The sequence below is a fragment of the Microbispora sp. NBRC 16548 genome (assembly GCF_030268985.1).
In the GTDB taxonomy this organism is placed as follows: domain Bacteria; phylum Actinomycetota; class Actinomycetes; order Streptosporangiales; family Streptosporangiaceae; genus Microbispora; species Microbispora catharanthi.
In genome coordinates, this window is sequence record NZ_BSSF01000002.1 from 516,483 (window position 1) to 542,112 (window position 25,630).

Annotated in this window: 21 protein-coding genes; 5 read left to right on the plus strand and 16 right to left on the minus strand. The window is 71.1% G+C overall.

Annotated features, from left to right (window positions below; translation table 11 throughout):
- Nucleotides 1-116: 116 nt before the first annotated feature.
- The 4 genes from QSK36_RS06810 to QSK36_RS06825 all read right to left on the minus strand — a co-directional run bounded on the left by QSK36_RS06810 (nucleotide 117) and on the right by QSK36_RS06825 (nucleotide 4,256).
- Nucleotides 117-1,598 carry a hypothetical protein gene (locus tag QSK36_RS06810; RefSeq protein WP_285781710.1) on the minus strand — a complete coding sequence of 494 codons (1,482 nt, stop codon included), beginning with the start codon at nucleotides 1,596-1,598 and terminating at the stop codon, nucleotides 117-119.
- A 143-nt stretch (nucleotides 1,599-1,741) separates the two neighbouring features.
- Nucleotides 1,742-2,173, minus strand: a complete 432-nt coding sequence (locus QSK36_RS06815; RefSeq protein WP_285781711.1) for a hypothetical protein — start codon at nucleotides 2,171-2,173, stop codon at nucleotides 1,742-1,744.
- Nucleotides 2,174-2,389: 216 nt separating this feature from the next.
- Entirely contained in the window at nucleotides 2,390-3,310 is a 921-nt protein-coding gene (locus QSK36_RS06820) for a hypothetical protein (RefSeq protein WP_285781712.1), read from the minus strand.
- Nucleotides 3,311-3,407: 97 nt separating this feature from the next.
- The gene (locus tag QSK36_RS06825) at nucleotides 3,408-4,256 is read right to left on the minus strand and encodes an SDR family oxidoreductase (RefSeq protein WP_285781713.1); all 849 of its coding nucleotides are present in this window, start codon (nucleotides 4,254-4,256) and stop codon (nucleotides 3,408-3,410) included.
- Between the two features lie 84 nt (nucleotides 4,257-4,340).
- On the opposite strand from QSK36_RS06825, the gene QSK36_RS06830 reads away from it, so the two are divergent.
- Entirely contained in the window at nucleotides 4,341-5,063 is a 723-nt protein-coding gene (locus QSK36_RS06830) for a TetR/AcrR family transcriptional regulator (protein ID WP_285781714.1), read from the plus strand.
- Between the two features lie 23 nt (nucleotides 5,064-5,086).
- Here QSK36_RS06830 and QSK36_RS06835 read toward each other — a convergent pair whose 3' ends face one another.
- The 10 genes from QSK36_RS06835 to QSK36_RS06880 form a co-directional block, all read right to left on the minus strand.
- The gene (locus tag QSK36_RS06835) at nucleotides 5,087-7,138 is read right to left on the minus strand and encodes a polyprenyl synthetase family protein (protein WP_285781715.1); all 2,052 of its coding nucleotides are present in this window, start codon (nucleotides 7,136-7,138) and stop codon (nucleotides 5,087-5,089) included.
- A gap of 19 nt (nucleotides 7,139-7,157) precedes the next feature.
- Nucleotides 7,158-7,946, minus strand: coding sequence for an ABC transporter permease (locus QSK36_RS06840; protein ID WP_183534840.1), 789 nt, complete (start codon nucleotides 7,944-7,946; stop codon nucleotides 7,158-7,160).
- Nucleotides 7,943-8,572 (minus strand): ABC transporter ATP-binding protein, encoded by a 630-nt coding sequence (locus tag QSK36_RS06845; protein ID WP_285781716.1) that lies wholly within the window; start codon nucleotides 8,570-8,572, stop codon nucleotides 7,943-7,945. The genes QSK36_RS06840 and QSK36_RS06845 overlap by 4 nt, the downstream gene beginning before the upstream one ends.
- 32 nt (nucleotides 8,573-8,604) lie before the next feature.
- Complete coding sequence (locus QSK36_RS06850) at nucleotides 8,605-9,252, minus strand: hypothetical protein (protein WP_285781717.1); 648 nt, start codon at nucleotides 9,250-9,252, stop codon at nucleotides 8,605-8,607.
- 166 nt (nucleotides 9,253-9,418) lie between these two features.
- The gene (locus QSK36_RS06855) at nucleotides 9,419-10,165 is read right to left on the minus strand and encodes a GNAT family N-acetyltransferase (RefSeq protein ID WP_285781718.1); all 747 of its coding nucleotides are present in this window, start codon (nucleotides 10,163-10,165) and stop codon (nucleotides 9,419-9,421) included.
- 39 nt (nucleotides 10,166-10,204) lie between these two features.
- Nucleotides 10,205-11,665 (minus strand): FAD-binding oxidoreductase, encoded by a 1,461-nt coding sequence (locus tag QSK36_RS06860; RefSeq protein ID WP_285781719.1) that lies wholly within the window; start codon nucleotides 11,663-11,665, stop codon nucleotides 10,205-10,207.
- Between the two features lie 72 nt (nucleotides 11,666-11,737).
- Nucleotides 11,738-13,195, minus strand: coding sequence for an NADH-quinone oxidoreductase subunit NuoF family protein (locus tag QSK36_RS06865; RefSeq protein ID WP_285781720.1), 1,458 nt, complete (start codon nucleotides 13,193-13,195; stop codon nucleotides 11,738-11,740).
- Entirely contained in the window at nucleotides 13,192-14,064 is an 873-nt protein-coding gene (locus tag QSK36_RS06870; protein WP_285781721.1) for a hypothetical protein, read from the minus strand. The genes QSK36_RS06865 and QSK36_RS06870 overlap by 4 nt, the downstream gene beginning before the upstream one ends.
- Before the next feature lie 125 nt (nucleotides 14,065-14,189).
- Complete coding sequence (locus QSK36_RS06875) at nucleotides 14,190-15,197, minus strand: DUF1996 domain-containing protein (RefSeq protein ID WP_285781722.1); 1,008 nt, start codon at nucleotides 15,195-15,197, stop codon at nucleotides 14,190-14,192.
- A 37-nt stretch (nucleotides 15,198-15,234) separates the two neighbouring features.
- Nucleotides 15,235-15,837: a DUF4142 domain-containing protein gene (locus QSK36_RS06880; RefSeq protein ID WP_183534854.1), complete on the minus strand. Its 603-nt coding sequence runs from the start codon at nucleotides 15,835-15,837 to the stop codon at nucleotides 15,235-15,237.
- A 129-nt stretch (nucleotides 15,838-15,966) separates the two neighbouring features.
- Here QSK36_RS06880 and QSK36_RS06885 point away from each other — a divergent pair, with 129 nt between their 5' ends.
- Both QSK36_RS06885 and QSK36_RS06890 read left to right on the plus strand, forming a co-directional pair.
- On the plus strand, nucleotides 15,967-16,545 hold the full coding sequence (locus QSK36_RS06885; protein WP_319018409.1) for a sigma-70 family RNA polymerase sigma factor: 579 nt from the start codon (nucleotides 15,967-15,969) through the stop codon (nucleotides 16,543-16,545).
- On the plus strand, nucleotides 16,545-16,745 hold the full coding sequence (locus QSK36_RS06890) for a zf-HC2 domain-containing protein (RefSeq protein ID WP_183534856.1): 201 nt from the start codon (nucleotides 16,545-16,547) through the stop codon (nucleotides 16,743-16,745). Before QSK36_RS06885 ends, QSK36_RS06890 begins: the two co-directional genes overlap by 1 nt.
- On the opposite strand, the gene QSK36_RS06895 is transcribed toward QSK36_RS06890, so the two are convergent.
- Complete coding sequence (locus QSK36_RS06895) at nucleotides 16,702-18,936, minus strand: bifunctional polysaccharide deacetylase/glycosyltransferase family 2 protein (protein ID WP_285781723.1); 2,235 nt, start codon at nucleotides 18,934-18,936, stop codon at nucleotides 16,702-16,704. The two genes, QSK36_RS06890 and QSK36_RS06895, sit on opposite strands and share 44 nt — an antisense overlap.
- Before the next feature lie 7 nt (nucleotides 18,937-18,943).
- Nucleotides 18,944-19,501, minus strand: coding sequence for a hypothetical protein (locus QSK36_RS06900; RefSeq protein WP_285781724.1), 558 nt, complete (start codon nucleotides 19,499-19,501; stop codon nucleotides 18,944-18,946).
- Nucleotides 19,502-19,811: 310 nt separating this feature from the next.
- Between QSK36_RS06900 and QSK36_RS06905 the strand changes: the two genes are divergently transcribed.
- Together QSK36_RS06905 and QSK36_RS06910 are read left to right on the plus strand one after the other, a co-directional pair.
- The gene (locus QSK36_RS06905; protein ID WP_285781725.1) at nucleotides 19,812-20,633 is read left to right on the plus strand and encodes a tryptophan 2,3-dioxygenase; all 822 of its coding nucleotides are present in this window, start codon (nucleotides 19,812-19,814) and stop codon (nucleotides 20,631-20,633) included.
- Between the two features lie 26 nt (nucleotides 20,634-20,659).
- A complete protein-coding gene (locus QSK36_RS06910) occupies nucleotides 20,660-25,618 on the plus strand; it encodes an NAD-glutamate dehydrogenase (protein WP_285781726.1) in 4,959 nt (1,652 codons plus the stop codon).
- The last annotated feature ends 12 nt before the right edge of the window (nucleotides 25,619-25,630 follow it).

A 25,630-nucleotide genomic window follows, 5' to 3' on the forward strand; every position in this document is an offset into this window, starting at 1 on the left:
CCCCGCTGCCGCCGTTCACATCGCCCCCGCTGGAATGCTTTTCGACAGATCGACAAAGATCCTATTGACCGCCGCCGGGCGCGGCATCGCCCGGCACTGGGGCCGCTGTCGACCGTTCAGCGGCTGCGGCGGTCGTTCTTGCGGTCGCCGTCGTCCTTCCCACCGTGGTCGAGGCCGATGAACTGTCGTATGTACGCCTGGTAGGCGTCGGCCCGGACTCTGGCCGACGGCGATTGGACGCCTCGGGCGATGCTCTGAGGAATGCCGCCGGGACCGGGCCGCCTGGACTGGTAGTCCCGCAGTCGTTCCTTATGCTCGTCCGCCCAGTCGTGAAGCGCCCCGATGCGGGCGAAATAAAACGCCGCGGCCAGCAAGGGAGTGACGAGAACCGTTGTCGCTATGACGCCGATGTCGTGAAGGAGCACGCCAAGGATCAGGAGGGCTCCGACCACGGCGCCGGCTCTGATCAGACCCCTGCGAACGCTTCCGGGGTCGGCCCGGGCCTCCTCTGCCCATTCGCGCATGCGCCGCAGCGGAGGCTGGTACGCCGCGCCGAGCCGTATGACTCTTGGTAGCCAGCCTGCGTACGCCGCCAGGGTCAGCGCGACGAGATACCAGGACATCGTCGCGGCGATGTCCGGCCGAGCCCAGCCCCACATGATCCAGGCCACCGGGATCGTGGCCACGCCCCAGGTCCCGAGCCACAGCGCCGCGCGGATGACCGCTCCCGATCGGGCGGTGGGCGAGAGCCGCCGGCTCTCATAGTCGGCCCACTGCCGGTCTCGCAGAGTGGAGGCGGCGTCCAGCGCGGTCATCGCCTGCTGGTTCTGCCGGTCGACCGCCGCCTGCCGACGCCGCTGTTCCGCCTGAGCCGCGGCGAAGGCGGTGAAGTCGGTGCGCACGAGCCATCCGATAGGGGTATCGGAGCCGCCATCCCGCGCGCGCAACCAGTCGTACCAGGTGATCTCACCAGTGGGGGGTGGCGCCACGCTCTCGCAGGCGGCGCGCAACCACGTCTTGCTCTCCGAGGAGGGCAGAAGGGCCGCCAACAGCAGCCCGCGCGCCCCGCTCCCGGCCCATTCCCGGGCTTCGGGTGGCAGGTCGGGCACCCGAGCGGCCAGCCGCCGCCACGAATCCCAGACCTCGTCCCAGGTCCGTTGCGTTCCGCGGAGCGCGCTCAGCACGGTGAACCTGGAGAGGGCGTCCAACAAGCCGCCCTCGCAGAGGTCGCGGTAGAGCCCCCATTCGGGGCCGCTTTCACGCAGACGACCGATCCTGAGCGCCTCGGAAAGCGACTCCGGGGTCACGACCGTTCCCCGCCAGACGGCTTCTCCCTCCGGATCGAGCCAGCCCAGCAGGTGAAGCAGTTTCAGGTCAGCCGGGAGTCCGTCGTCTCGGAGCCGATGGTCGATGAGTTCGATCTGAGCGGTCAGGTCATCGGCGGTGAGACCGTCGAGCTCGTGCAGCCAGGCGAGAAGGCTGAGCCAACCGTCGGAGGGTGCGCCGGTCGTGGCCACGCCCTCGAAGAACTGACGCCTCGCGGCAGTCCAGTCGCCGCGGATGGCGGCGGCCAGTTCCTCTCTTGTCGTGACCGCCACACCTGCGAGGACCAGCGGGCGGCGCTGTGGCGCCGGCTGGTGGATGTGATTGATCTGGACGTTGCGATCGCCGAGTTGGAAGGGGGCCGGGCCGTGGAAGACGTTTCCCGATACTCCGTCTCTTCCTGATTCGGAGTCGCGGGTCATGCCCTCGGCCCGAAGTGGTTGTCCTGACGGTTGCGGTTCCCGACCTGAAACGCGGTCGGTCCATGGAAAACGTTCCCCGACACTCCTCCCACGGATGCGTGACGAGCCTCGTCGGCGATGTCGTTCAGTTCGTGGGCGATCCGTTCGCGTTCGGCCTCGCCGAGACTCTCCAGCAGCATCTCGAATCGGGCCGTCCAGGACGCCTCCTGCCGGGCCCGCATCAGCGCCGCCTCCCCCGGGGCGAGCGAGGCGAGATCCGTCGCGGTCTGATCCAGCCGCATCAATTCCGCCTGCTCACGTTCGGGATCGTCGCGGCCGAGCACATGCGCCACCCGCTGCCGCACGCTCACCCACACGTCCGTGCCCGCGGCCTGCACCACCGCGGTTCCACCCGCCGCGGCCACCGCTGCCAGCCATTCGACCAGCATTTTCGGCCTCCTCACATGTTTTCATGACACTTTATATCTGGCCATGGTGAGGTCGCCGGATGTCCCGACATGAAAGTCGGCCCGGAAAACGAGGCCGCCTAATTCGGCTGACCGCGCCCCGCGATCGACACCGAGAGGTGTTACCGCACGCAGAGAGCGGACACGGTCACGTCGGCCGATGAAATTTCCGCGCCCTCGTCCCGAGCCCGTATTGGCTCACACGGTGGAGTCCAGCTGCCGCCATCGGCCGGGGTCGTTGAGCCGTTGCAGCCGTAGCGCCTCGTCGTGGTAACCACGCCGGGCGTCGTCCTCCGTGTGGAAGGCCAGGGGCCTGCCGCGGGGCTCCGACGACGTCACGTACCAGTCGCCGTACTCGCAGCCGCTCGGCAACCGCCCCAGGGTGATCTGGAAGGACTTGCGCGGATCGGCGGCGGCGAACTCCCATCGGGCCACCGGTTCGAGACCGGAACAGGTGGACAGCCACCCCGGGGGCAGGTCCCCGCTCCCTGCTTCCGCCCGCTCGCCCGCCAAGCGTGCCAGTTCCTGTGGAGCGACCAGCAGGTACGCCGCCAGGACGCGTGACGCCTTCGACAGCCCATATTCGGCGGACAGGTCGCGGTCGACCTCGTCCCAGTGGGTGCCGACCACCCGCCCCAGCTCCAGCGCGTCCAGCCTGCCCGACATCAGTTCCTCGCGGACCGGAAGGATGTCCCGAAGCCATCCCGTGCCCGACTCGTGCAGGTTGAACAGCTCGGAGTCCTCGGCGTACATGCTGAACCGCAGGAGCAGGTCGTCTTCGCTCGTTTCCATGCGCAGGCCTTGAAGCACGTCGCCGTGCAGGTGCGGGGCGACGGCCTGCGCCGGCAGCGCCTCGCTGGGGATCCGGAAGGCGACCGTACGGGGACCGTCGTTGTCGAAGAACAGCCAGGCGTCAAACGTCTGCTCGACGAATTCCTCCATCTCTCGCGTGTAGTCGTCCCAATCCACGGATGCGGAGAAATGGTCGGCCGTCACCATCGGCTGCCCGGGCAGCATCCGCAGCACCGACTGCGTTTTCTCGTCGAGAACACGGCCGAGCACCACGGCCTCGATGTATCTGTAGTGACGACGTTCGTTCCGGTACTTGCGCCTGCCCATGCCTGCACTCCCTGGGAACGCCCCGTCCGACGTACTGTAACGATCACGCGAATCGAACGGGCGGAATCAGGCGCAAAAGGGCCGGACGCCGCGCAGGTCAGTTCGTCAGCGTGGCCGCCAGCAGCTCGCGCATCGCGATCGGCTTACGACCGAGCAGCTCCCCGAGGGCGGGGCCGGCCTCGGCGAACTCTCCCCGGCGGCTGGCCTCGAACATGCCCAGCAAGAAGCGGGCCTGCTGCTCGGGCGCGCCGCGCGACACCATGCCCGCGACCCACTCGTCGTCCGGCACGGTGACGCGGGTGATCACGCGTCCCGTCAGGTCGGAGGCGATCGCGGCGACGTCCGCGAGGTCGAGTGACTCGGGACCGGTCAGCGGCGGGGTGATCCCGCCGAGCTTGCCCTCCTCCGTCAGCGCGACGGCGGCCACCTCGGCGAGGTCGGCGTGGGCGGTCCAGGAGACCGGGCCGTCCTCGGGGGCGACGAGCGTGCCGCTCCGCAGCGCCTGACTCACGAAATGGACCGCGGTGGTCGCGTAGAAGCCGTTGCGCAGCGCGGTGAACGCGACCCCGGATGCGCGCAGGTCCTGCTCGGTTTCGGCGTGGGACGGCATCGGGGCGAAAGGGGAGGCCGGGTTCGCGCCCATGTGGCTCGTGTAGAGGATCCGCTCGGCGCCCACGGCCCTGGCGGCCTCGATCGCCGTACGGTGCGGGCGGGCGTCCGCCGGGCCGGAGACGATCAACACCTGCGACGCGCCCTCGAACGCGTGCTCCAGGCTCGCGGGGTCGTCGAAGTCGCCCTGCCGGACTCGTACGCCGAGGTCCACGAGGTCCTGGGCCTTGAGGGGGTCGCGGACGCTGACGCCGATCCGGTCGGCGGGGAGACGCGCGAGCAGGCGCTCGACGACGCCGCGGCCGAGCTGACCGGTCGCTCCGGTGATGACGATCACGATGCACTCCTTGCTATCGCTGATATCGGCTGAACGCTAACACTGGAAAATCGGCGATAGCAACATGCTGATATCGTTGGAAGCATGAGCGATCCGGAGAGCGAGGCGGCGAGCGGCCGCGACAGGACGCGGGCCCACATCGTGTCGGTCGCGGCCCGGCTGCTCGCGAGCGGTGGGCGCGACGCCCTCTCCACCAGAGCGGTGGCCGCCGCGGCGGGGACGCAGGCCCCGACGATCTACCGGCTGTTCGGCGACAAGGAGGGCCTGCTCGACGCGGTCGCCGAGTATGGCTTCAGCTCATATCTGCGGGACAAGAAGGCGAGCCCGCCTGCCGACGACCCGGTCGAGGCGTTGCGCTCCGGATGGGACCTGCACGTCGGCTTCGGGCTGGCGAACCCCGCGTTGTTCTCGCTCATGTACGGCGATCCCACGCCGGGACGGCAGTCGCCCGCCGCCGTCGCCGCCTTCCGCATGCTGGGGGAGCGCATCCGCGCCATCGCCGCCGCCGGCCGGCTGAAGGTCGGCGAGCGCCTGGCGGCGGACCTCGTGCACGCCGCGGGCTGCGGCACGGTCTTCACGCTGCTCGCCCTGCCAGAGGAACGGCGTGACCCGCGCCTGTCAGAGGTGGCCCGCGATGCGGCGATAGCCGCCATCACCACCGACGCCCCCGCGGTCGAAGCCCCCGGACCCGCCGCGGCGGCGATGGCGCTGAGCGCCGCGCTGCCGGACGCAACGGCTCTCACCGACGGCGAACGCCACGTGCTCGGCGAATGGCTCGACCGCCTCGCCGCGGACGGATCCGCCTGACATCTCCGCGTAGGGGACCGGGGTCAGCGTGCCGCGCCGGTCTCGGCGTACTCGAGCAGGAGTTCCCGGCGCAGCCGGGTCAGGTACGTCTCGCTGCCTGCGGACGAGCGGCTGTAGCGGTCGATGTCGTGGAGGGTGCGCCAGCCCGGCAGCCGCTTCTGGGTAAGACGCAGGAGACCCATCCCGGCCACGGAGCCGGCGCCGCCGTCGGCGGAGCGCAGGATGGCGGGTGCGGAGGCGAGTATGGCGTCCACCTGGGCGAAGCCGTCCTCGACCTGGCGGGTCACCTCGTCGATCGCCTCCTGCCTGGTGCAGCCGGTCTCGTGGCGGAGCACCCTGACCAGGTTGTAGGGCGCGCCGACGGCCTCGTCCTCGTCCAGGGTCCGCAGGTCGTTCTCCGCGAGAGCCGCGGCCGTGGCGACGTCCAGCAGTCGCCGGAAGAGCGGATGGTCGCGTACCGCCGGCTCGAACTCCCTGCCGTACGTGATCTCGACACTGTCCAGGAAGACGGGCGCCCCGGAGCTCCCCAGGCGCAGCGCGAACTGGTCCCGCAGGCTGGGGATGAACCCGCTGAGCCGGTGGCATGCCTCGCGCTCGGCCGCCTCCAGCCATTCCTCGAAGTGGCCGAGGGCGCGCGTCCGCCATGAGGGCGGCTGGATCAGGCGGATCCGCTCCCATGCCTGGACCATGGCCGTGGCGACCGCTCCACCGGTCGGCGGGGTGTCGTCGAGCCCGCGGACGAGGCGGGTGAGCCGGTGTCGCAGCCGGACGATCTCGCCAGGGTCGGCGAGACCCGGCTCGTCGAAGAGGTCGTCGACGACGGCGATCACCAGCATCCACCGGGCCAGCGTCTCGGCCTGCTCGGCGTCGGCGTCCGGCCAGAACCGCGCGGCGGTCGAGGCCATGGCGTTCCATCGCGGGTGGCGGGCCTCCTCAGGCGTGGCCGCCAGCCCGGTGTGCAGCAACCAGGCGTCCAACCGCTCCTGTACGCGCTCCTTTTCCCCGGCCGGGACGCCGGCCCGAGCGGAAGCCGGAACGAGAGAGGGAACGGGAAAGGGGGCGGGCACGGTGACGGATGCCGGGGCGGCCTTTCCACCGGAACCCATGACCGACCGCACGTAGCCGGCGAGCCCCTCACGTGATCGCGGATCGCCGAGGCCCCGGAGCTGCAGGAGATCGAGTCGCCGGAGAGCCGTCTCCATGTGGGAGTCGACGACCTGCCGGGCTTCCTCCACGGCTCCGCAGGACAGGACCAGTTGCCGCGCGCGCTCGGCGTCGGCCGAGGTCAGGCCGCGGCGCAGCAGCCGGGCGAGCGCGGGTTCGCGGCCCAGGGCCCTGATCACGGGGAGCGTGTAGACGCCTTCCGTGATGTCGGAGTTGGCCGGCTTTCCGAGCTCCCCGGTCGTCGCGGTCAGGTCGAGGATGTCGTCGCGCACCTGGTAGGCCAGGCCGAGATGCCAGCCGAACCGCGCCAGGTCCTCCTCAGCCTCGGGGTCCCGCCCGGCCTGCATGGCGCCCAGCCTGCAGGCCAGGGACAGTAACTCGGCCGTCTTGGCGCCGGTCACCTCCAGATAGGCCTCCTCGGTGCGGGAGAGCAGGAAGCGGTCGGCCGTCTCGGCGATCATTCCCGAGCAGGTGCGCTGGGCGGTCTCGGCGACCATCAAAGCCTCACGCCGGCCCAGCTCGGACAGGATCCGGCTGGCGCTGATGAACAGGAGGTCCCCGGCCAGGACCGCCAGGCGCGCGCCCCACACGATGTTGACGCTCGGCCTGCCCCTGCGCTGGCGCGCGTCGTCGATGACGTCGTCGTGGTAGAGCGATGCCATGTGCAGCAGTTCGACGGCCGCCGCGGCCTTGACGGCGCGGACGTCGGCGGCCCGCTCCGGCCCGGCGAGCACGTAGTACGACAGCAGTGCCAGGGTGGGCCGGATCAGGTGACGGTGACCGGCCGGCTGCCTGGTCAGCGGGGCCAGCTCGGAGCGGCTCGGCACATCCGCCATGCCGACGATCTCCCGCACCCGATCCAGGTCGGACTCCAGGGCGGGGAAGGCACGAGAAACGCTCTCAGATGTCACGGATACTCCAGACGGGGACTCATGAATGCGCCGTCACCGGCCCGCCCACCGGCTGGTGCGCGCGCGTGCGGCCGGCGAAAGCGGAGATGCCGAGGATCACCGTGCCTAGCGCCCAGCACACGGCCGGGCCGACGGCGTTCCAGGGCACCGTGTCCATGGCCACGGCAGCGACCGCCGCCTGCATCGGTCCGTAGTCGGGCAGGTAACGCACCAGGGCGCCGGCCGCGGCGGGGGTGGCGAGGGGGCTCTGCAGGGCCAGGTCGATCGAGCAGATCACGGTGACGAGGACCAGACCGGCCAGGTCGCTGGTCAGCACCGCGGCGAGCGCGATGCCGATCCCTCCGTAGATCAGCGCCCCGCCGGCGAGGGCGGCGGCGAGCAGCAGGGGCTGCGCGGTCGGATGGGTCAGGCAGATCAGGCCGGTCGCGTAGAGCGCGACGCAGAGCGCGACCACCGCCAGGGCGGTGAGCTTCGCGGCGATCAGGCACAGCTGGGGGAAACCGGATCGCACCAGCCGGCGGTCGAAGGACGCCGAGTTCATCGTGGTCACGAACATCATGAACCCGGTGATCAATGCCAGGATCTGCAGCGCCCCGCCGAGCTGGTTGAGGACATTGGCCGGCACCGTGACGGTTCGGTCGGCGGCCCGGACGTAGAACGGGAGCGGGATCTCCAGGGACAGGGCGTAGATGAGGATCGCCCACACCGGGATGAAGACCACGATGATCACCAATGCCAGCCGGTTGCGCAGGTGCTCCACGAACGTCATGCGCACGGCGGTGGCGTAGCAGGCCCAATGGCGTCTCACACGGCACCGGTCCTGTCCGCGACATGTAGCAGGCCGCCCTCCAGGCGATGGAGCGTGTCGAGCCGGGCCGCGTCGTAGGCGAGATGGGAGACCACCAGCACCGAGCGGCCACGCGCGCGCAGTTCCTCGGCCAGGTCCCAGAACCGTACGTACGTCTCCCAGTCGAAGCCCTGGTAGGGCTCGTCGAGCAGGAGCACGTCCGGGTCGTGCATCAGGGCCACGACGAGGTTGAGCTTCTGCCGCGTGCCGCCGCTCAGCGTGGCGGGGCGGGCCCGGCCGGAGCCGGAGAACCGCAGCGCCTCCATCAGCTTCTCGGCCCTGCACAGGCTCCGCAGGCCGTAGGCGACCTGGAAGAACCGCAGGTGCTGCTCGACCGTGAACGCGTCGTGCAGCACCGTCTCCTGCGGACAGTGACCGATGCGCCCGCCGTGGCGCACCGACCCGCCGTCCGGCCGCAGGTCGCCCGCGAGGACGCGCAGCAGCGTGGTCTTGCCCGCGCCGTTCTCCCCGACGATCCCCACCACCCGGCCGGGCGGCAGATCGAGATCCACTCCACGCAGGACCGGGCGACCCCGGTAGCTCTTCCGTACGTCCCGCACCCGCAGCACGGGCTCATCCGACGGCATTCAGCACCCTTCCCCACCCGGTCCCGCGTCGGCTACTTCGATGTGTCGACGGCGATGAAGGCGACCGTGCCGCTGCCCTGGGCGCTGCTCACGCCCTTGCTGGAGCACTGGCTGATGTCGGAGGTGGGAGCGGCCTTGCCGGCGATCCGCTTGCCCTTCAGCTTCCCTTCGGTGACCTCGCCGACCAGCATCATGTCGCCGGGGTTGTACGAGGCGATCCCGTTGAGGTTGGGGCGGACCGTGGAGGTGCCCAGCGTCTGGCCCTGGGCGTCCTTCCAGGTGACGGTGCCCGTGCCGGCGACGTCCTGGACGCCCGTGCAGGACGCCTGCCCGGTGCCCTTGAAGGTGGCCGTCCCCGAGCGGATGTTGGGGAAGCTCCCGTCGGGAGAGGAACAGCCGGTGAGCGTCACGGTGCCCTTGGCGGTCACCGCGCGGGCCTCCTTGCCCACCGCGGGGTCGGCGGTGATCGGCTGGCCGTTGGTGCTCACCGCGCACGTCAGCACGGTGTGGCCGCCCGGCTGCTTCGGCGAGGGGTCGGCGACCGGCCTGGTGCTCTGGCCGCTGCCGCTCGACGCGCCCTCGGCGACCGACGGGACGACCGTCAGGGCCAGGCCCAGCACACCCGCCGCGGCGGCGCCGAGACCGCAGGTCAGGTACGCGCGAGATCGAGATACGTTCATGGACTTCCCCCCGAATGATTGCTGACGGCAATCTATTTATCACATTGAGTAACGGGAGGGTCGGCGGCTCGGCATGGCTCACGTGGAAGAGGACTGCAATGCGAGGGCAGTGGCGAGCCGGTCACCAACGACGAGATCACGTCAATGGTGGCCGAGGGGACTGCTGTCAGATCATGACCGTCATCGCACTGTCGATCATGCGGAAACCGACCCTCTCGTACACGCGGCGGGCGGGGTTGCCCTCGGTGACCACCAGGCCGACGCCGGTCAGCCCGTCCGCGCCGGCCCGGGCCAGGGTGGCCGACAGCATGAGCGCGCCGAGACCTCGCGGCGACCGGTCAGGGTGCCGGAACACGTCCGCGATCCACGGTCCCCGGTTCGAGTCGGTCGCGAAGACGCCGCCCACCACCTCGTCCGTTCCTGGAGAGTCGTCCCGTACGGCGAGGACGCTGCAGGGAAGCAGGGGGCCGATCTCCTCGCCGCCGAGGAGCGGAACGAGTTCCTCCTGCAATGCCTTCTCGCGGTCCCGCGGGCGGTAGTCGGGATGGCCGGGCGGATAGGCCGCGAACCACGCGGGGAAGATCTCGACGGGCGACCGGTCACAGGGCACTATGCGTAAGCCGTCCGGAGCGACGTCCGCGACCGGCCGGGTGACCGGCCGGGTGATCGGCAGGTCGCACCGCATCATGTGCATGTGCCGCAGCAGCCGCGCGCCTCGGCCGAGCAGGGACTGACCGAGCTCGACCGGCGCGGAGACCGCCCAGCCGGGCATCCGCGACGTGATCGCGCCGGCGGCTCCCGGACCGATGTCCTCGATCGCGTAGGCCCAGGGGCTGCCGTCGCGGACGCCTTCCAGGTAACTGAACACCGGGGCGCCGTCGGCGCCGATCATCGTCCGCCGCTCCTCGCTCATATCGTGAGGTTCGCGCAGCCAGGCCCGATCGGCAACCGTTCACACACCCTGGGGGAGGCGGAACAGGCGGCCGGGGTCGTACGTGGCCTTGACCTGGGCCAGCCGGGCGGCGTTGGCGCCGTAGTACTGCTGCCGCCAGTCCTTGAGCTCCGGATCGATGTAGTTCACGTACGCGTGGTCCCCGAAGTACGGCCGCATGGCGGCGTGGGCGGTCCGGGCCCAGCCGGCGGCGCCGGAGAAGTGGGAGTAGTACTGCACGCTGAAGAGCGCCTTGCGGTGCGGGAAGGCGGTGGCGTCGGGGCGGACCCTGGCGACGGCGCCGCCGAGCGCGTCGATCAGCACCGAGTGCCGTCCCGGCGCGGCGACCTGGGCCAGCAGCGCCTTGATCCCGGCGGACGACAGCGGCGTGTAGGCGAAATGCGACTTGGCCGAGAACGAGTCGCGGACGAGCTTGCCGCTCGCGTTCTGCCCGGGAAGCGTGCCGGGACGGTGGCACTGGGCCACGGACATCGACGCGCAGCCCGCCTCCACCATCATCGCGTGGTCGTAGGCGGACGTCGCGACGTAGCGGGTCGAAGGGCCCGAGCCGACGCGGTCGACGAGCTTCTGCAGCAGGTTCTCGCACGCCGTCTTGCCACCGAGGTACAGCCCGCCGACCATCACGTCGAGCGACGGGTCGTGGTTGAGGTGGCAGTTGGACCACATCGCGTCGGGCGCTGAGGGCGCCCACGCCTGCCATGCCTTCAGCACGGCCGCGGCCTTCGACCAGGGCCAGTGCAGGAAGAACAGGGTCACGGAACGCGTCGGATGAGTCCGGAACGTGAACGACGTCGCCACGCCGAAGTTGCCGCCGCCGCCTCCCCGGGAGGCCCAGAAGAGGTCCGGGTGCGAGCTCGGCGAGCAGGTCACCACCTTGCCGTCCGCCGTGACGACCTTCAGGGACTCCAGCACGTCGCAGGTCAGGCCGTACTGCCGTGACACCACGCCGATGCCGCCGCCCAGCGTGAGCCCGGCCACCCCGACGGTCGGGCAGGAACCCGCCGGGATGCTGACGCCGTGCGCGGCGAGCTTGGCGTACACGTCGACCAGGCGCGCCCCGGCGCCGACCGTGGCGTGGCCGCCCGAGTAGGACACGCCGCTCATCGGCGACACGTCGATGACGAGCCCGCTGCCCGTGGACCAGCCCGCGTAGCTGTGCCCGCCGGACCGGGAGGTCACCGGCACGGCGTATCGCCGGGCGAACGCCAGGCACTCCGACACGTCCGCCGCCGTCGTGCAGTAGGCCACCCCGGCCGGGCGTACGGAGTCGAAGGCCGAGTTGAAGACGCGGCGCGCGTTGTCGTACGACGCGTCGCCGGGACGGATCAGTTTGCCGTCCAGCCCCCGCCCGAGCGCGGACCAGTCGGCGGGACGGGGACCCGCGGCGGCGAAAGCCGTGCCGGAAAAGGCGGCGGCCCCGGCCAGGGCCGAGACGCGAAGGAAACTCCGTCTGTCGATCATGGTCGTACTCCCGAGGTGGTGATCTACCTCGTTGAGACGCTCATGGAACCGGTCCGGTTGGTTACAAGCCCATCACTTCATCCCTATGCGGAGGGCCAGCGCGGGGCACATCTCCACGGCCTTCTGCGCCTCGCCCAGCAGCCAGGAGGGCACCCCGGTGTCCATGAACACCGGAAAGCCGTGGCGGTCGAGCTTGACCAGCTCGGGCACGAGGTGCGCGCACAGGCCGTGGCCCTGGCAGCGGGTCCAGTCGACGACGAGCCTGGCGTCCTGCGCGTCCTCGATCGGCAGTGGCAGCACGCCCTTCGTCGCCCGCCCGCAACCGCCGTGGAAGCGGTGCTCCTCCACGTCGTCGGCGAACGCGTCCAGCGCCGACAGCACGAACCTGGCCGAGCCGTCCGGGTGGAAGCAGGCGCCCCGGCCCTTCACGGCGGCGGCGGCCCGGCGGACGAGGTCGGGGCCGTCCGGGTCGCCGTCCTGGAGCCGGCGGCAGGCACGCGCGAGGTCCGGCAGGCCGAGGCGGCACGGCCCGCACTGCCCGGCCGACTGCGCCGTCAGGTAGTTCGCCACCCGCGCCGTCTCGCCGAGCGGGCAGGTGTCCTCGCCCAGCACCACCACGATGCCCGCGCCCAGCTCGCCGCCCGCCTCCTTCGCGCCGCGGCGGGACAGGATCGCGCCGTACGCGTCCTCGGCCGACATCCACGTGCCGTGGTAGCCGCCGAGCAGCAGCCCATCGCCGATCTTCGCCTCGCACAGGTTGAGCACGTCGGCCAGCGGCACGCCCGGCGCGACCTCCACGACCGCGGGGGTGGTCACCGAGCCGCCGACCGTCAGCAGGATCGTCCCCGGCTCCTGGACGGTGCCCACCGAGGCGTACTCCTCCGGCCCCAGCTCGGCGAGCACGGCGAGCTGCGCGAAGGTCTCGGCGTTCGACAGCAGCGTGGGCAGCCCGCGCACCCCGTTGTCGCTGGAGCGGACCTTCCGGCCCGGGGGCAGGCCCGCCTCGCCGTTGACCGCACGGACGAGCGCGCCGCCCTCGCCCGCGATGAACCGCTCCTGGATGCCCGCGACCCGGACCAGGCCGGTCAGGCCGCGCTCGGCCACGGCGGCGGTGACCGAGGCCTCGGCCAGCTCGCCGGCGCCGACCGCGATCACCACCTCCCGGGAGCCGAGCGCGCTGGCCGCGAGCAGGGCGCCTTCCAGAACGAGGTGGGGCGCCCGGGTGAGCAGGGTCTTGTCCTTGAGGCTGGCGGGCTCACCCTCGGCGGCGTTCACCAGCACGACCGTCTCGCTGTCGCGGGCGCGGGAGGCCACGGCGCGCAGCTTGCGCGCGAACGGGAACGCGGCGCCGCCCCTGCCCCGCAGGTCCACCTCCTCGGCCATGGAGATCAGCGCGTCCACGGTGTGGCTCGGGAGCCGGTCGTGGAACTTGTAGTGCGCGTTCAGGTCGAGCCTGCGGTGGTCGTCCAATCCGGCGGTGAGCCGGGCCGGGCCGAGCCGCCGGACGTGGGAGACACGGTAGGGAATCAAACGATCCTCCGGAGGCGGGGTTCCTGGGGGGTGGGAGGTGTGTCGAGGACGTCGAGGGGATCGGTGCCGGTGCGCCCGAGGACGGCGGCCTCACGCGGCGCCCGCTGCCGCCGTACGGCGGCAGCGGGCGCCGCGAGGTCCTCCCGGGACGCACGGCCGGCGCTCCACTCGGCGTTCCAGTCGCCGGTCGCCGCCTGCCGGGCGGGCCGGGTGGCGGCGGCGAGCCGGATCAGCAGGGCGGCGCCGACCGCCGCCAGGCAGGCCACGTAGCTGAAGGTCACCCAGGGCGCGGCGGCCCGGCCGGCGGTCAGGCCGTGCAGGATCGCCACCGGCCAGGCGAGGTAGGCCAGGTCGTGCAGTCCGCGCCACAGCCAGGGCCGCTCCGCCTGGGCGAACCTGCCGCGCATCACGCCGGTCGCGACGATGACGACGAACAGGTCCGAGGCCACGGCCCCCAGCGACACGTAGACGTCGGTGGAGGGGATCACCGACCCGTACGGCGGCACCAGCCCGGCGGCGATCTTCATGCCGATGTGGACGATCAGGAAGCCGATGCCGAGCAGCGCCATGGCGCGGTGCACGAGCTGGACGCGCACCCGCTGGGAGATGGGCAGGACGACGCGGTCGGTCGCCGCCAGGCCGAGGGCGACCGTCGTCGTGAGGCCGACGAGCGAGAAGACCCCGGCGTAGAACGTGAGGAACGCCTGGGCGTCGGCCAGGAACGCCGCGCCGCCGCTGGTCCGGGTGGCGGCGAGCCCCCCGGTGAGGGCCAGGGTGACCACGGCGCCGAGGCCGATCCGTACGCCGCGCCTTTCGAGGTCGAGGCCGGGATCCGGCCGGGTGTGCCGGGGAGCCCGTCTGTTGGGCAATGATTCCTCCGTCTGATCAATGCGGGCTCGAAGTGGGGGGCGCCGTTCCCGTCCTCAGGCGGGGGTGGTCTGCGAAGGACCGGACGGGGAACGGCACGAGCGGGGCGGGTTCAGTGGTGCAGGGCTCAGCAGCGCAGGCCGCGGTTCACGCAGGAGACGACCGTGCTCATCAGCCGGTCGGGCATGACGTTCTCGAAGTCGGCGTGGTCGGTGACCGGGTTGTGCTGCTGCTCGGGGAAGCTGTCCACCGCGAACGACGGCCCGCTCGGCACCGAATAGGCCAGGGTCATGCGCAGCTGCGGGATCGCCCGAGTGCCCGCGGGGCAGGCGCCGTTCGCGCCGGGGAACACGACGTGGGTCCTGTGGGTGGCGCTGTCGGTGTTCTGGCCGTCCCAGCAGCTGGGGAAGTCGAGCACGCGCAGGACCAGGCCGCCCCGGGGGCAGAGCGGATATCTGCTCGTCAGCCGGTTGGTGAAGCCGGTGCAGGTCCACTGCGCCCGGGCGTTGGCGCCGCCGTTGGTGGCCGCCTTCGCGTCGCCGGTGATCATTCGAAGGAAGCGGGGCATCGCGACGACCCTGCTGACCGGGTTGCCGCGGAACTGCAGCGTGACCGACCGGGCCAGGAGGATCCTGCCGACGTTGCCCTCGGACGCGCCGCCGGGCTCGTCCGGTGAGGGGGAAGGAGAGGCGGCCGTCTGGGCGCCGACGCCGGTCCGGCCGCGCAGCACGGGCCAGAAGTACGCCGACCGGTCGCCGAACCGGCAGGTGGTGCCGCCCGCGGCGAGGCTCTCGTCGGTGGAGAAGCCGTTGGTGGTGAGGTTGCCGACGTAGTCGTGCACGTGGTGCGCGCCGTTCGACACCCCGGGAGTGACGATGTGGTTGTCGGAGTTGCGGTGGCCGTTCTCGTTGCGTCCGCAGCGCGAGGTGAACGAGCCGCGCCCGGCCCGTACGCCGGTGTCGCCCGGCGGGACCTGCCGGATGTCGACGAAGTCCTCCAGGGCCGGGCCGACGTCCTCGCACTCCGCGCCCTGGACGGAGGGGTCGCAGTGGTCGGCGAACGCGGGCCGGCCCACACCGGTCAGCGAGCCTGCGAGCAGTACGCCCGCCATCGCGAGCACGAGCCGTTTTCGCATGGATGCTCCTTAGACAGTGCCTTCTAGACCGTGTCTTCTAAACCGTGGGAGTGGGCAGCGTGGAGTAGTCGACGAGACCCGTGCCTTCGAGCAGCGTCATGTGCTTCATCACGACGTCGACCGCCTGCCCGGCGAAGTCGCGGATCAGGCTGTTGCGGGTGCCCGCGCGTACGGCGGAGACGAAGGTGAACACCTTGCCGTGCGCGTCGCGCAGGCGGGCGGCGAAGACGCGGTCGAAGGCGGCGCCGCGCGCGGCGGCCATCTCGTCCAGCCACCCGCGCTGGTCCGGGTTCGGCTGGTCAGGCAGCGGGACGGCGAGCTTGGCGGCGAGTTCCCTGACCGCCGCGTCGAGCTTGGTGTGGTCCTCCACGAGGTGCCTGCCGACGTCCTTGACCTTGTCGCTGCCGGCCCGGTCCTGGGCCCAGCGGCCGGCGGGGATCTCCCAGAGCCCCGCCCAGCGCACCCGGACCAGCAGGTCGCGGTCGGCCGGGCCCAGCGGGCCGTAGGGGGTCTGCGTCCAGCCCGACCGCGTCCAATCCGACTGGGACGAGGCGCTCCGGGGGACGACCACGACGACCGTGACGGCCGCCGCGAAGAGGAAGACGCCGAGCACCAGGAGTTCCCCAAACCGGAACCGCATCGTGCCTCCTTTCGTGACCTTCGGTCGGAGGTACGCGGTCCCCTCAGGCGCGGTTCAGGAAATAGTCAGAAATGACTGGAGTTACGGATGTGGTGTACGAACCAGTAACCCTGGTGCAAATATGTGGCCGTGCGTCGACAACTCGACAGCCGGTTCGTGCGTCTTGACCCCCCTGACTACGACGCTGACAACGACGACCCCGATCGGGACGAACGCCTGATCCGGGAGCTGTACCGCGAGTTCGGCGGTCCGCTGCTGCGTCACGTGCGCAAGACGACCGGCAACGACCTGCAATGGGCTGAGGACGTCGTCCAGGAGACGCTCGTGCGTGCCTGGCGTAACTCGGCGAAGCTGACGTGGGAGCCGCCCCTGCTGTGGGCGTGGCTCCTCACCGTCGCCCGCCGCATCGTGATCGACGGGCGCCGCAGGCGCGGCGTACGGCCGAGGGAGGTGGAGGCTCCCGAAGAGGACAGCATCGCCGTACCGGACGGCTCGGACCGGACGCTGGCGGCCATCGTGGTCGCGGACGCGCTGCGGCACCTGTCGAGTCAGCACCGGGAAGTTATCGAAGAGACATACTTACGCGACCGGACGGTAAGCCAAGCGGCCGAGGTTCTGGGCATCCCACCGGGTACCGTGAAATCGAGGCTCTTTTACGCCCTGCGCGCGCTTCGCACGGCCCTGAAGGAGAGGGGGGTGGCCAGCTGATGTCCGCGTCGTCGCCGCACTTCGACGTGGCAGCGTACGCCCTGGGAGTGCTGGACGACGACGACGCCGAGGCATTCGAGCGGCACCTCGACGAATGCGCGCCATGCCGGGCGGAACTGCTGGAGGCCCAGGAGCTGCCCGGCATGCTCGACGCCGTCAAGGACGGCTCCGTCTCCTCCTCGGAGCGTTCCCACCCCTGACCGGCCCGCGCCGGCGGCCCGCGACGGACGGTCTCGGGACGGACGGTCTCGGGACGGAGGGCCCCGCCAGGGTGAACGTGCCCTCCCTGCGGACCGTGTGCCAGCGCAGCCGGGCCCCCAGGACCGCGGTGGCCACCGACTGGATGACGACCAGATACATCAGCTGCCGGTAGACGAACTGCTGCAGCGGCAGCACCCACAGCACCGAGGCCCGTTCGCCGTCCAGGCGCAGCGCGTACCAGCCGGTGAGCGCCTGCACCGCGACGAAGCCGGCCCACACCGCGACCACGGGCAGGGGATCGCCGACGAACAGTCCGTAGAGGGCCATGACGTCGACGACGGGGGCCAGCAACGGCAGGATCACCTGGAACAGCGTGAGATAACCGAGGCATCGCCGGCCGAAGGGACGGCGCTCCGTCACCGCGCCGCGATGCTTCCAGATCGCCTGCAGCGTGCCGTAGCACCACCGGTACCGCTGCCGCCACAGCTGGCCGAGCGAGGCGGGCGCCTCGGTCCACGCGCGCGCCCGCTCCTCGTAGACCACCCGCCAGCCCCTGCGGCTGATCGCCATGGTCAGGTCGGTGTCCTCGGCGAGCGTGTCCGCGCTGACGCCGCCGGCCGACGCGATCGCCTCGCGGCGGAACGCGCCGATCGCCCCCGGCACCGTCGCCATGCAGCCGAGCAGGTCGAACGCGCGGCGGTCCAGGTTGAACCCGACGACGTACTCGATGTGCTGCCAGCGGCCGATCATCCCGCGCCGGTTGCCGACCTTGGTGTTGCCGCTGACCGCGCCGACGGTTCGGTCGGCGAGCGGCCGTACGAGGGTCCCGATGGTCGAGGGTTCGAAGACGGTGTCGCCGTCCACCATGACCAGGATGTCGTGGGCGGCGTGGGCGATGCCGGTGGTGAGCGCGGCGGGCTTCCCGGCGTTCGGCTGCCGGATCACCCGGACTCCGGGCAGGCCGAGCGAGGCGGCGATCCGCCCGGTCTCGTCGGCCGAGCCGTCGTCCACGACGACGACCTCGACCGGGCCGGGATAGTCGGTCCTGACCAGGGACCGGACCGTCGCCTCGATCCCCGCCGCCTCGTTGTAGGCGGGCACGATCACCGAGACCGGCGGCGTGGCCGCCCAGTGGGGAACGCCGGCGTTCGCGGATCTCCCGCGCGTCCTGCGGGCGTGCGCCCACGCCAGCGCGACGAAGAGGGCCAGCCGGAGCAGCGTGAGCACGCCGGCAGCGGCGAGGAACCAGCCGAGCGCCTCGACGAAGGTGAAGGAGGCGCGCTGGGCGAACCCCAGGACCGTGCCGAGGACGCGCTCGTCGGGGGAGGCGGCGGTGTGCGCCGTGGGGAGCCCGACGGCGTCCGTGAGGGTGGTGGCGGTGTATCCCTTCTTCTCCAGCCGGGTGAGCAGCCGGTCGACGGCGGCCAGCGTCCGGGCGCGGTCGCCGCCCGAGTCGTGGAACATGATCACTGCGCCCTCGCCCTCGACCGTGCGCGCGAGTGACGCGAGGACCATCTCGTCCGCGGGCGGGCGGCTCCAGTCCTGGGTGTCCACGTCGGTGAACGTCACGAGGTATCCCTCGTCGCCGAGCAGCCGCATGGTGGCGAGCTGCCGGTACCCGACCGCTCCCGGGGCCGAGGAGTACGGGATGCGGGCGAGGCGGGTGTGGATCCCGGCCGCCGCGGCCAGCGTCTTCTGCGTCAGGGACATCTCCACGCGGACCCGCCAGGCCGGCACCGCGCCCAGGTCGGCATGGGTGTAGGTGTGGTTGCCGATCTCGTGCCCTTCGGCGACCACGCGGCGGGTGAGCTCGGGGTGGTCGGCGACGTGGGCTCCCAGGACGAAGAAGGTCGCCTTCGCGTGGTGCTCGCGGAGCAGGTCGAGCAGCCGGGGCGTCCACCGCGGATCGGGTCCGTCGTCGAAGGTGAGCGCCACCCGGCGAGGCTTGGGCCGCGCGCTGAGCGGCCGGGATCCCGAGACGTTGACCAGGGGGCCGCCGGAGCGAATCCGTTCCAGCTCGGCGGAGTCGCCGAAGTCCGCCGGGGGCGGCTGGGTCTCGCCGACCACGTTGTGCGCGTACGCGTTGAGCAGCAGCGCTCCGGCCATGAGCAGCGCGGCGATCGCGGCGAGGAACCAGTGGCCGCGCGGCTCGGCGGGTCTCCGCTCGGCCGGTCTGCGCTGTCGTCTCATCGACGCATCACTGGGAGGCCCCCGGCTGCTGGGGAGGTGTCTGGACGGTGCTGGGCTCCGCTGCCGGGGTCCGCGTCGCCTCCTCCGCCGGCGCCGTGGTCTGCTCGACCTCGGGAGCCGACGGCGCGGGCGTGGACTCAGCGGACGCGGAGATCTCCACATCCGGCCCCGGACTCGCAGAAGGCGTCGTGCTCGGCCTCGGGCTCCTCCGGTTGGAAGGAGCGGCGGAGGGCACCCTGCTCGGCGGCCTGCGCGCGGAGGGAGTCCGCGGCGCGGGAGCCGCCGTCGCGCGCGGCGTGCCGCTCGCCCGGGGGACACGCCTGTGCTCGGCCCCCTGGGACGGGGTGGGGGAACCCGTGGGGGAGCGTTCCACGACCTGCTGCCCCTGCGTGCCGAGCCATCCCATCGGGGGCAGCTCGGGGCCGGCGAGTGCTCCGCTCACCAGAGTGAGAGTCAGCGCGAGGACGACGATCGCCCCGCCGACCGCGGCGGCTGTCAAGATCTTGGCCCGGCGCCCGCTCTGGTCCACGAAGACGGCCGCACGCTCCGGACGATGATCTTTCACAGCGCATGATCGTACGTGAATCGAAAGCAGCTTCGATAAGTTCAAGCCGTTTTGTGATCAGGCATTCGCGATTTCCCGATGCCCGGTGCGAGGGCCTCCCGTCGGCGGGCGGTCATCTCCGGCGGCTGTATGCGCATGAGACCCCTCGGCGGAGGTGCGGCTGGTTAAATGGGGCAAGGTCAATCCCCTGATTGCGAGCGCGCGACGAAGTTGACGTTTGTGCCGTTATGGGGTGGTATCGGGGGCGGTGGTGCCGGGCTTTCGGTCAATGGGGACCGGAAGGGACGCGCCCATCGTGGAGGAGTGGCGCATGCCTGCGACGCCGTACGGCCGGGCCGGGTCCGGGGACGTGCTTCCCCCGCCCCGCAGCTTCGGTGAGGAGGGCGGGCGCCTGTCCTATGGCGGCTATCTCCGCCTGTCCGAGCTGCTCGGCCAGCAGGAGCAGCGCTCGGGTGCCAGCGACGAACTGCTGTTCATCACCGTCCACCAGGTCTACGAGCTGTGGTTCAAGCTCCTCCTGCACGAGCTGGAGCGGATCAGGGACGCGATGGTCGAGGGCGCGCTGTGGCGCGCCCGGCATCTGTTCCGCCGGGTCCACGCGGTGGAGAAGGTCATGGTCGACCAGGTCCAGGTGCTGGAGACCATGACGCCGCAGGACTTCCTGGAGTTCCGGTCGGTGCTCGCCCCCGCGAGCGGTTTCCAGTCGGTGCAGTTCCGCGAGCTCGAGTTCCTCTCGGGCGCCAAGGATCCGGCGTACCTCGGCCGGCTGAGGGACGCGAGCGAGGCGGAACTCGCCAGGCTCCGGCGGCGGCTCGCCGAGCCGACGCTGTGGGATGCTTTCCTCACCGCCCTCTCCCAGCGCGGCCTGCCGGTCTCCGACGAGGAGATCATGGAATCCCTGCTGGCCGTGGCCCGTGACCGGGGGTCGTACGACGATCTGTGGGACCTGGCCGAAGATCTCCTCACCCACGACGAGACGACCGCGCTCTGGCGGATGAGGCACATGCAGATGGTGGAGCGCCAGATCGGCACGAAATCCGGTACGGGAGGCTCCTCCGGGGCACCGTACTTGAGGGGAAGGACGCGTTTGCACTTCTTTCCCCTGCTCTGGGAACTCCGGGCCTGGCTTTGAATCCTCACAAGGGAGTGAGTAGCGACATGCCGCTCGAAATGGCGCTGAATCGGCAGGAATCGGATGAAGCGCTGGACGAGCTTCTCCGCATCGCCGCCGAGAGGTGCGCGCACGCGCCGGGAGCGCTGCACGTGGAGGGCGAGGACCCCCTGGCCTTCCTGAGGCGGTACTACCGCAACGTCCCGGTCGAGGACCTGGCCGACCGCGACCCGGTGAACGTGTACGGCCCCGCGATGGCCCACCGCCACCTGGCCCAGCACCGGCCGCAGGGACGCGCGCTGGTCCGCGTCTACACCCCCACGCTTGAGGAGTGCGGCTGGGACCCGGGCCGCACGGTGGTCCAGATCGTCACCGACGACATGCCGTTCCTCGTCGACTCGGTGACGACCGAGCTGGACCGGCACGAGATCGGCACCCACCTGATCGTCCACCCCCAGATGCGGGTGCGCAGGGACATGACGGGTGAGCTGCTCGGCCCCGACAGGGAGAACGTGACCGGGCAGGTCGTCCGCGAGTCGTGGATGCACATCGAGATCGACCGGCAGGCCGATCACGGCGTGCTCAAGGAGCTGGAGAGCGACCTGCAGCGGGTGCTGCTCGACGTGCGCTGCGCGGTCGAGGACTTCGCCAAGATGCGGGCGCTGGCCGTGCAGACCGCCGAGGACCTGGCGGTCAACCCGCCGCCGCTCGACCCCGCGCAGGTCGAGGACGGCATGGAGCTGCTGCGCTGGCTGGCCGACGGCCACTTCACGTTCCTCGGCTACCGCGAATACCGGCTCGAGGACACCGACGGCGGCGCCGCGCTGCGCGGCCTGCCCGGCACCGGGCTCGGCATCCTGCGGGCCGACAAGGCCGGATCGGCCAGCTTCGCCGCCCTGCCGCCGAAGGTGCGGGCGAAGGCGCGGGAGAAGCAGCTGCTGATCGTCACCAAGGCCAACAGCCGGGCCACCGTCTACAAGCCCCACTACCTCGACTACGTCGGGATCAAGGTCTTCTCGCCGGAGGGCGAGGTGATCGGCGAGCGGCGGTTCCTCGGGCTGTTCACCCACGTGGCGTACAACGAGTCGATCTCCCGGATCCCGGTCCTGCGGCGCAAGCTCGCCGAGGTGCTGGAGCGTGCCGGGCTGTCGCCCGACAGCCACGACGGCAAGGATCTGATGGAGATCCTGGAGACCTACCCGCGCACCGAGCTCTTCCAGATCTCCGTTGGCGAGCTGCTGCCCATCGCGCTCGGCGTGCTGCGGCTGCGCGAGCGCAAACAGGTCAAGCTGTTCCTGCGCCGCGACGACTACGGCCGCTACATCTCCTGCCTGATCTTCCTGCCGCGCGACCGCTACACCACCAAGGTCCGCCTGCACATGCAGCGGATCCTGATGAAGGCGCTCGGCGGCTCCTCGCTCGACTACAGCACGATGATCGGCGAGTCGGCGCTGGCCCGGCTGTACGTCGTGATCCGCGGCGAGCGCGGAAAACCGCTCGGCGAGACGCCGGTCGACGTCGAGGAGCTGGAGGCGCGGCTGGCCGCCACCACCCGCACCTGGGAGGACGACCTCGCCGCCGCGATCGGCGAGCTGTGCCCGGAGGAGGACGCGCCCCGGCTGCTGCGCCGCTACGGCACCGCCTTCCCCGAGGGCTACAAGGCCGACTTCCCCGCGCGTACGGCCGTCGCCGACCTCAAGCGGCTGGAATCGCTCGGCGAGGACCCGAACGCCATCGGCATGAACCTCTACGAGCCGTACGGCGCGGCGGAGGGGGAGCGGCGCTTCAAGCTCTACCGGCTGGGCGCGCCGATCTCTCTGTCGCGGGTGCTCCCGCTGCTGCAGCGGATGGGCGTCGAGGTGGTGGACGAGCGGCCGTACGAGATCGACCGCGACCACGACCCCGACACCAGGGACGCCTGGATCTACGACTTCGGCCTGCGGTACACCCCCTCGGAGGAGGTGCACCGCGACGAGTTCAAGCGGCTCTTCCAGGACGCGTTCGCCGTGCTGTGGCGCGGCGAGGTGGAGAACGACGGCTTCAACGCGCTCGTTCTGGCCGGCGGGCTCACCTGGGAGCAGGCCGAGATCCTCCGGGCGTACGCCAAGTATCTGCGGCAGGCCGGGACCACGTTCAGCCAGTCGTACATCGAGAGGGTGCTGCGCGGCAACGTGCGGCTGGCCCGGCTGCTGGTGCGGCTGTTCGAGGCCAGGCTCGACCCGCGGCGGCCGGACGACGGCAGGCCGGAGGTCTGCGACGCGCTGACCGAGGAGATCCTCGCCTCGCTGGACGAGGTGGCCTCGCTCGACGAGGACCGCATCCTGCGGGCCTACCTGGAGATGATCCAGGCGACGTTGCGCACCAACGTCTTCCAGGCCGCGCGCGACGACGGGCGCGACGCCGGGGACGCGGGCAGCCAGTTCGTCACCGGCAGGCGCAAGCCGTACATCTCGCTGAAGGTCGATCCCCAGTCGATCAGCGTGCTGCCGCTGCCCCGGCCGAAGTACGAGATCTTCGTGTACTCGCCGCGGGTCGAGGGCGTGCACCTGCGCTTCGGCAAGGTCGCCCGCGGCGGCCTGCGCTGGTCGGATCGCATGGAGGACTTCCGCACGGAGATCCTCGGCCTGGTCAAGGCGCAGATGGTCAAGAACACCGTCATCGTGCCGACCGGTTCCAAGGGCGGCTTCGTCGTCAAGCGGCCACCCCAGCTCAAAAACGGCGCGGGAGGGCGCGACGAGTTCCTGGCCGAGGGCGTGGCCTGCTACCGCCAGTTCATCTCCGGCCTGCTCGACCTGACCGACAACCTGGTCGCGGGGGAGGTCGTGCCGCCGCCCGACGTCGTGCGGCACGACGGCGACGACACCTACCTCGTGGTGGCCGCCGACAAGGGCACCGCGACCTTCTCCGACATCGCCAACGAGGTGGCCAAGGAGTACGGCTACTGGCTCGGCGACGCCTTCGCCTCCGGCGGGTCGGTGGGCTACGACCACAAGGCCATGGGCATCACCGCCAGGGGCGCCTGGGAGTCGGTCAAGTACCACTTCCGCACGCTCGGGGTGGACGTGCAGAGCACCGACTTCACCGTGGCCGGCGTCGGCGACATGTCGGGCGACGTGTTCGGCAACGGCATGCTCCTGTCGGAGCACATCCGGCTCGTGGCGGCCTTCGACCACCGGCACGTGTTCGTCGACCCCGACCCGGACGCCGCGCGGAGCTTCGCCGAGCGGCGACGGCTGTTCGAGCTGCCCAGAAGCTCCTGGGACGACTACGACAGGTCGCTCATCTCGGCGGGCGGCGGCGTGTGGCCGCGCACCGCGAAGTCGATCCCGGTCTCGCCGCAGACGCGCGCCGCGCTCGGCCTGCCGCACAACGTCACCGCGCTCGCGCCGAACGACCTGATCAGCGCGATCCTGCGGGGCCCCGTCGACCTGCTGTGGAACGGCGGCATCGGCACGTACGTCAAGGCGTCGTCGGAGACCCACGCCGACGTGGGGGACAAGGCCAACGACGGGCTGCGGATCAACGCGGCCGACCTGCGCTGCAAGGTCGTCGGCGAGGGCGGCAACCTCGGCTTCACCCAGCGCGCCCGGATCGAGTTCGCGCTGAACGGCGGGCTGATCAACACCGACTTCATCGACAACTCGGCCGGTGTGGACACCTCCGACCACGAGGTGAACATCAAGATCCTGCTCGACCAGGTCGTCCGTGACGGCGATATGACCGACAAGCAGCGCAACCAGCTCTTCCTCGACATGACCGACGAGGTGGGCAGGCTGGTGCTGGAGGACAACTACGCCCAGAACGTCGTGCTCGCGGCGGCCCGGGCGCAGGCGCCGGAGATGCTGCACATCCACGCCCGCTACCTGCGGAGGCTGGAGCGCGAGGGCCTGGTCAACCGGGAGCTGGAGTTCCTGCCGTCGGACAAGGTGCTCGCCGAGCGGCGTCAGGCCGGGCTCGGGCTCACCAACCCCGAGTTCGCGGTGCTGCTCGCCTACACCAAGCTCGTGGTGGACGCGGAGCTGCTGCAGTCGGAAATCCCCGACGACCCGTCGCTGGCCTCGTGGCTGGTGTCGTACTTCCCCTCGGCCCTGCGCGACCGCTTCCGGGCGTACATGGACTCCCACCCGCTGCGCCGGGAGATCATCACGACCCGGATCGTCAACGACGTGGTGAACTTCGGCGGGACGAGCCTGGTCTACCGGTTCGGCGAGGAGACCGGCGCCTCGACGCCCGACATCGTGCGGGCCTACCTCGTGACGCGGGAGGTCTTCGACCTGCCCTCGTTCACGCGCCAGATCGAGGAGCTGGACAACGAGGTGGACACCGCGACCCAGCTCGCCATGCTGCTGGAGGGCCGCAAGCTGTCCGAGCGCGGCACCCGCTGGCTGCTCGGCAACCGCCGCCCCCCGCTCGACCTCGCCTCCACGGCCCGCTACTTCATCGAGGGCGCCGGGGGCCTGCTGCCCCACCTGCCCAAGCTGCTGACCGGCCCCGACCTGGCGGCGTACGAGGAGCGCAGGGACTCCTTCGTGGCCAGGGGCGTGCCCGGCGAGCTGGCCGAGCGGGTCGCCGCGATGGTGCCGGCCTACTCCACCTTCGACCTCGTGGAGATCGCGGCGTACACCGGCCGGCCGGTGAGCGAGGTGGCCGAGGTCTACTTCGACCTGGCCGACCGGCTCCAGCTCGCCCGGCTGCGCGAGCGGGTGATCGCGCTGCCGCGCGACAGCCGGTGGAACTCGATGGCCAGGGCGGCGCTGCGCGACGACCTGTACGCCGCCCACGCGACGCTCACCAGGGACGTGCTGATCCACAGCCGGCCGGGCCTGTCGCCGGAGGAGCGGCTGGCGAGCTGGACGGAGGCCAACCAGGCCGCGGTGACGCGGTCGCGGCAGACGCTGTCCGAGATCTGGGAGAGCGACACCTTCGACCTGGCGACGCTGTCGGTCGCGCTGCGCGCGGTGCGGACGCTGGTCTCCACCAGCAACCTCCCGCACGCGGAGGCGTGACCGTGCTCGGCG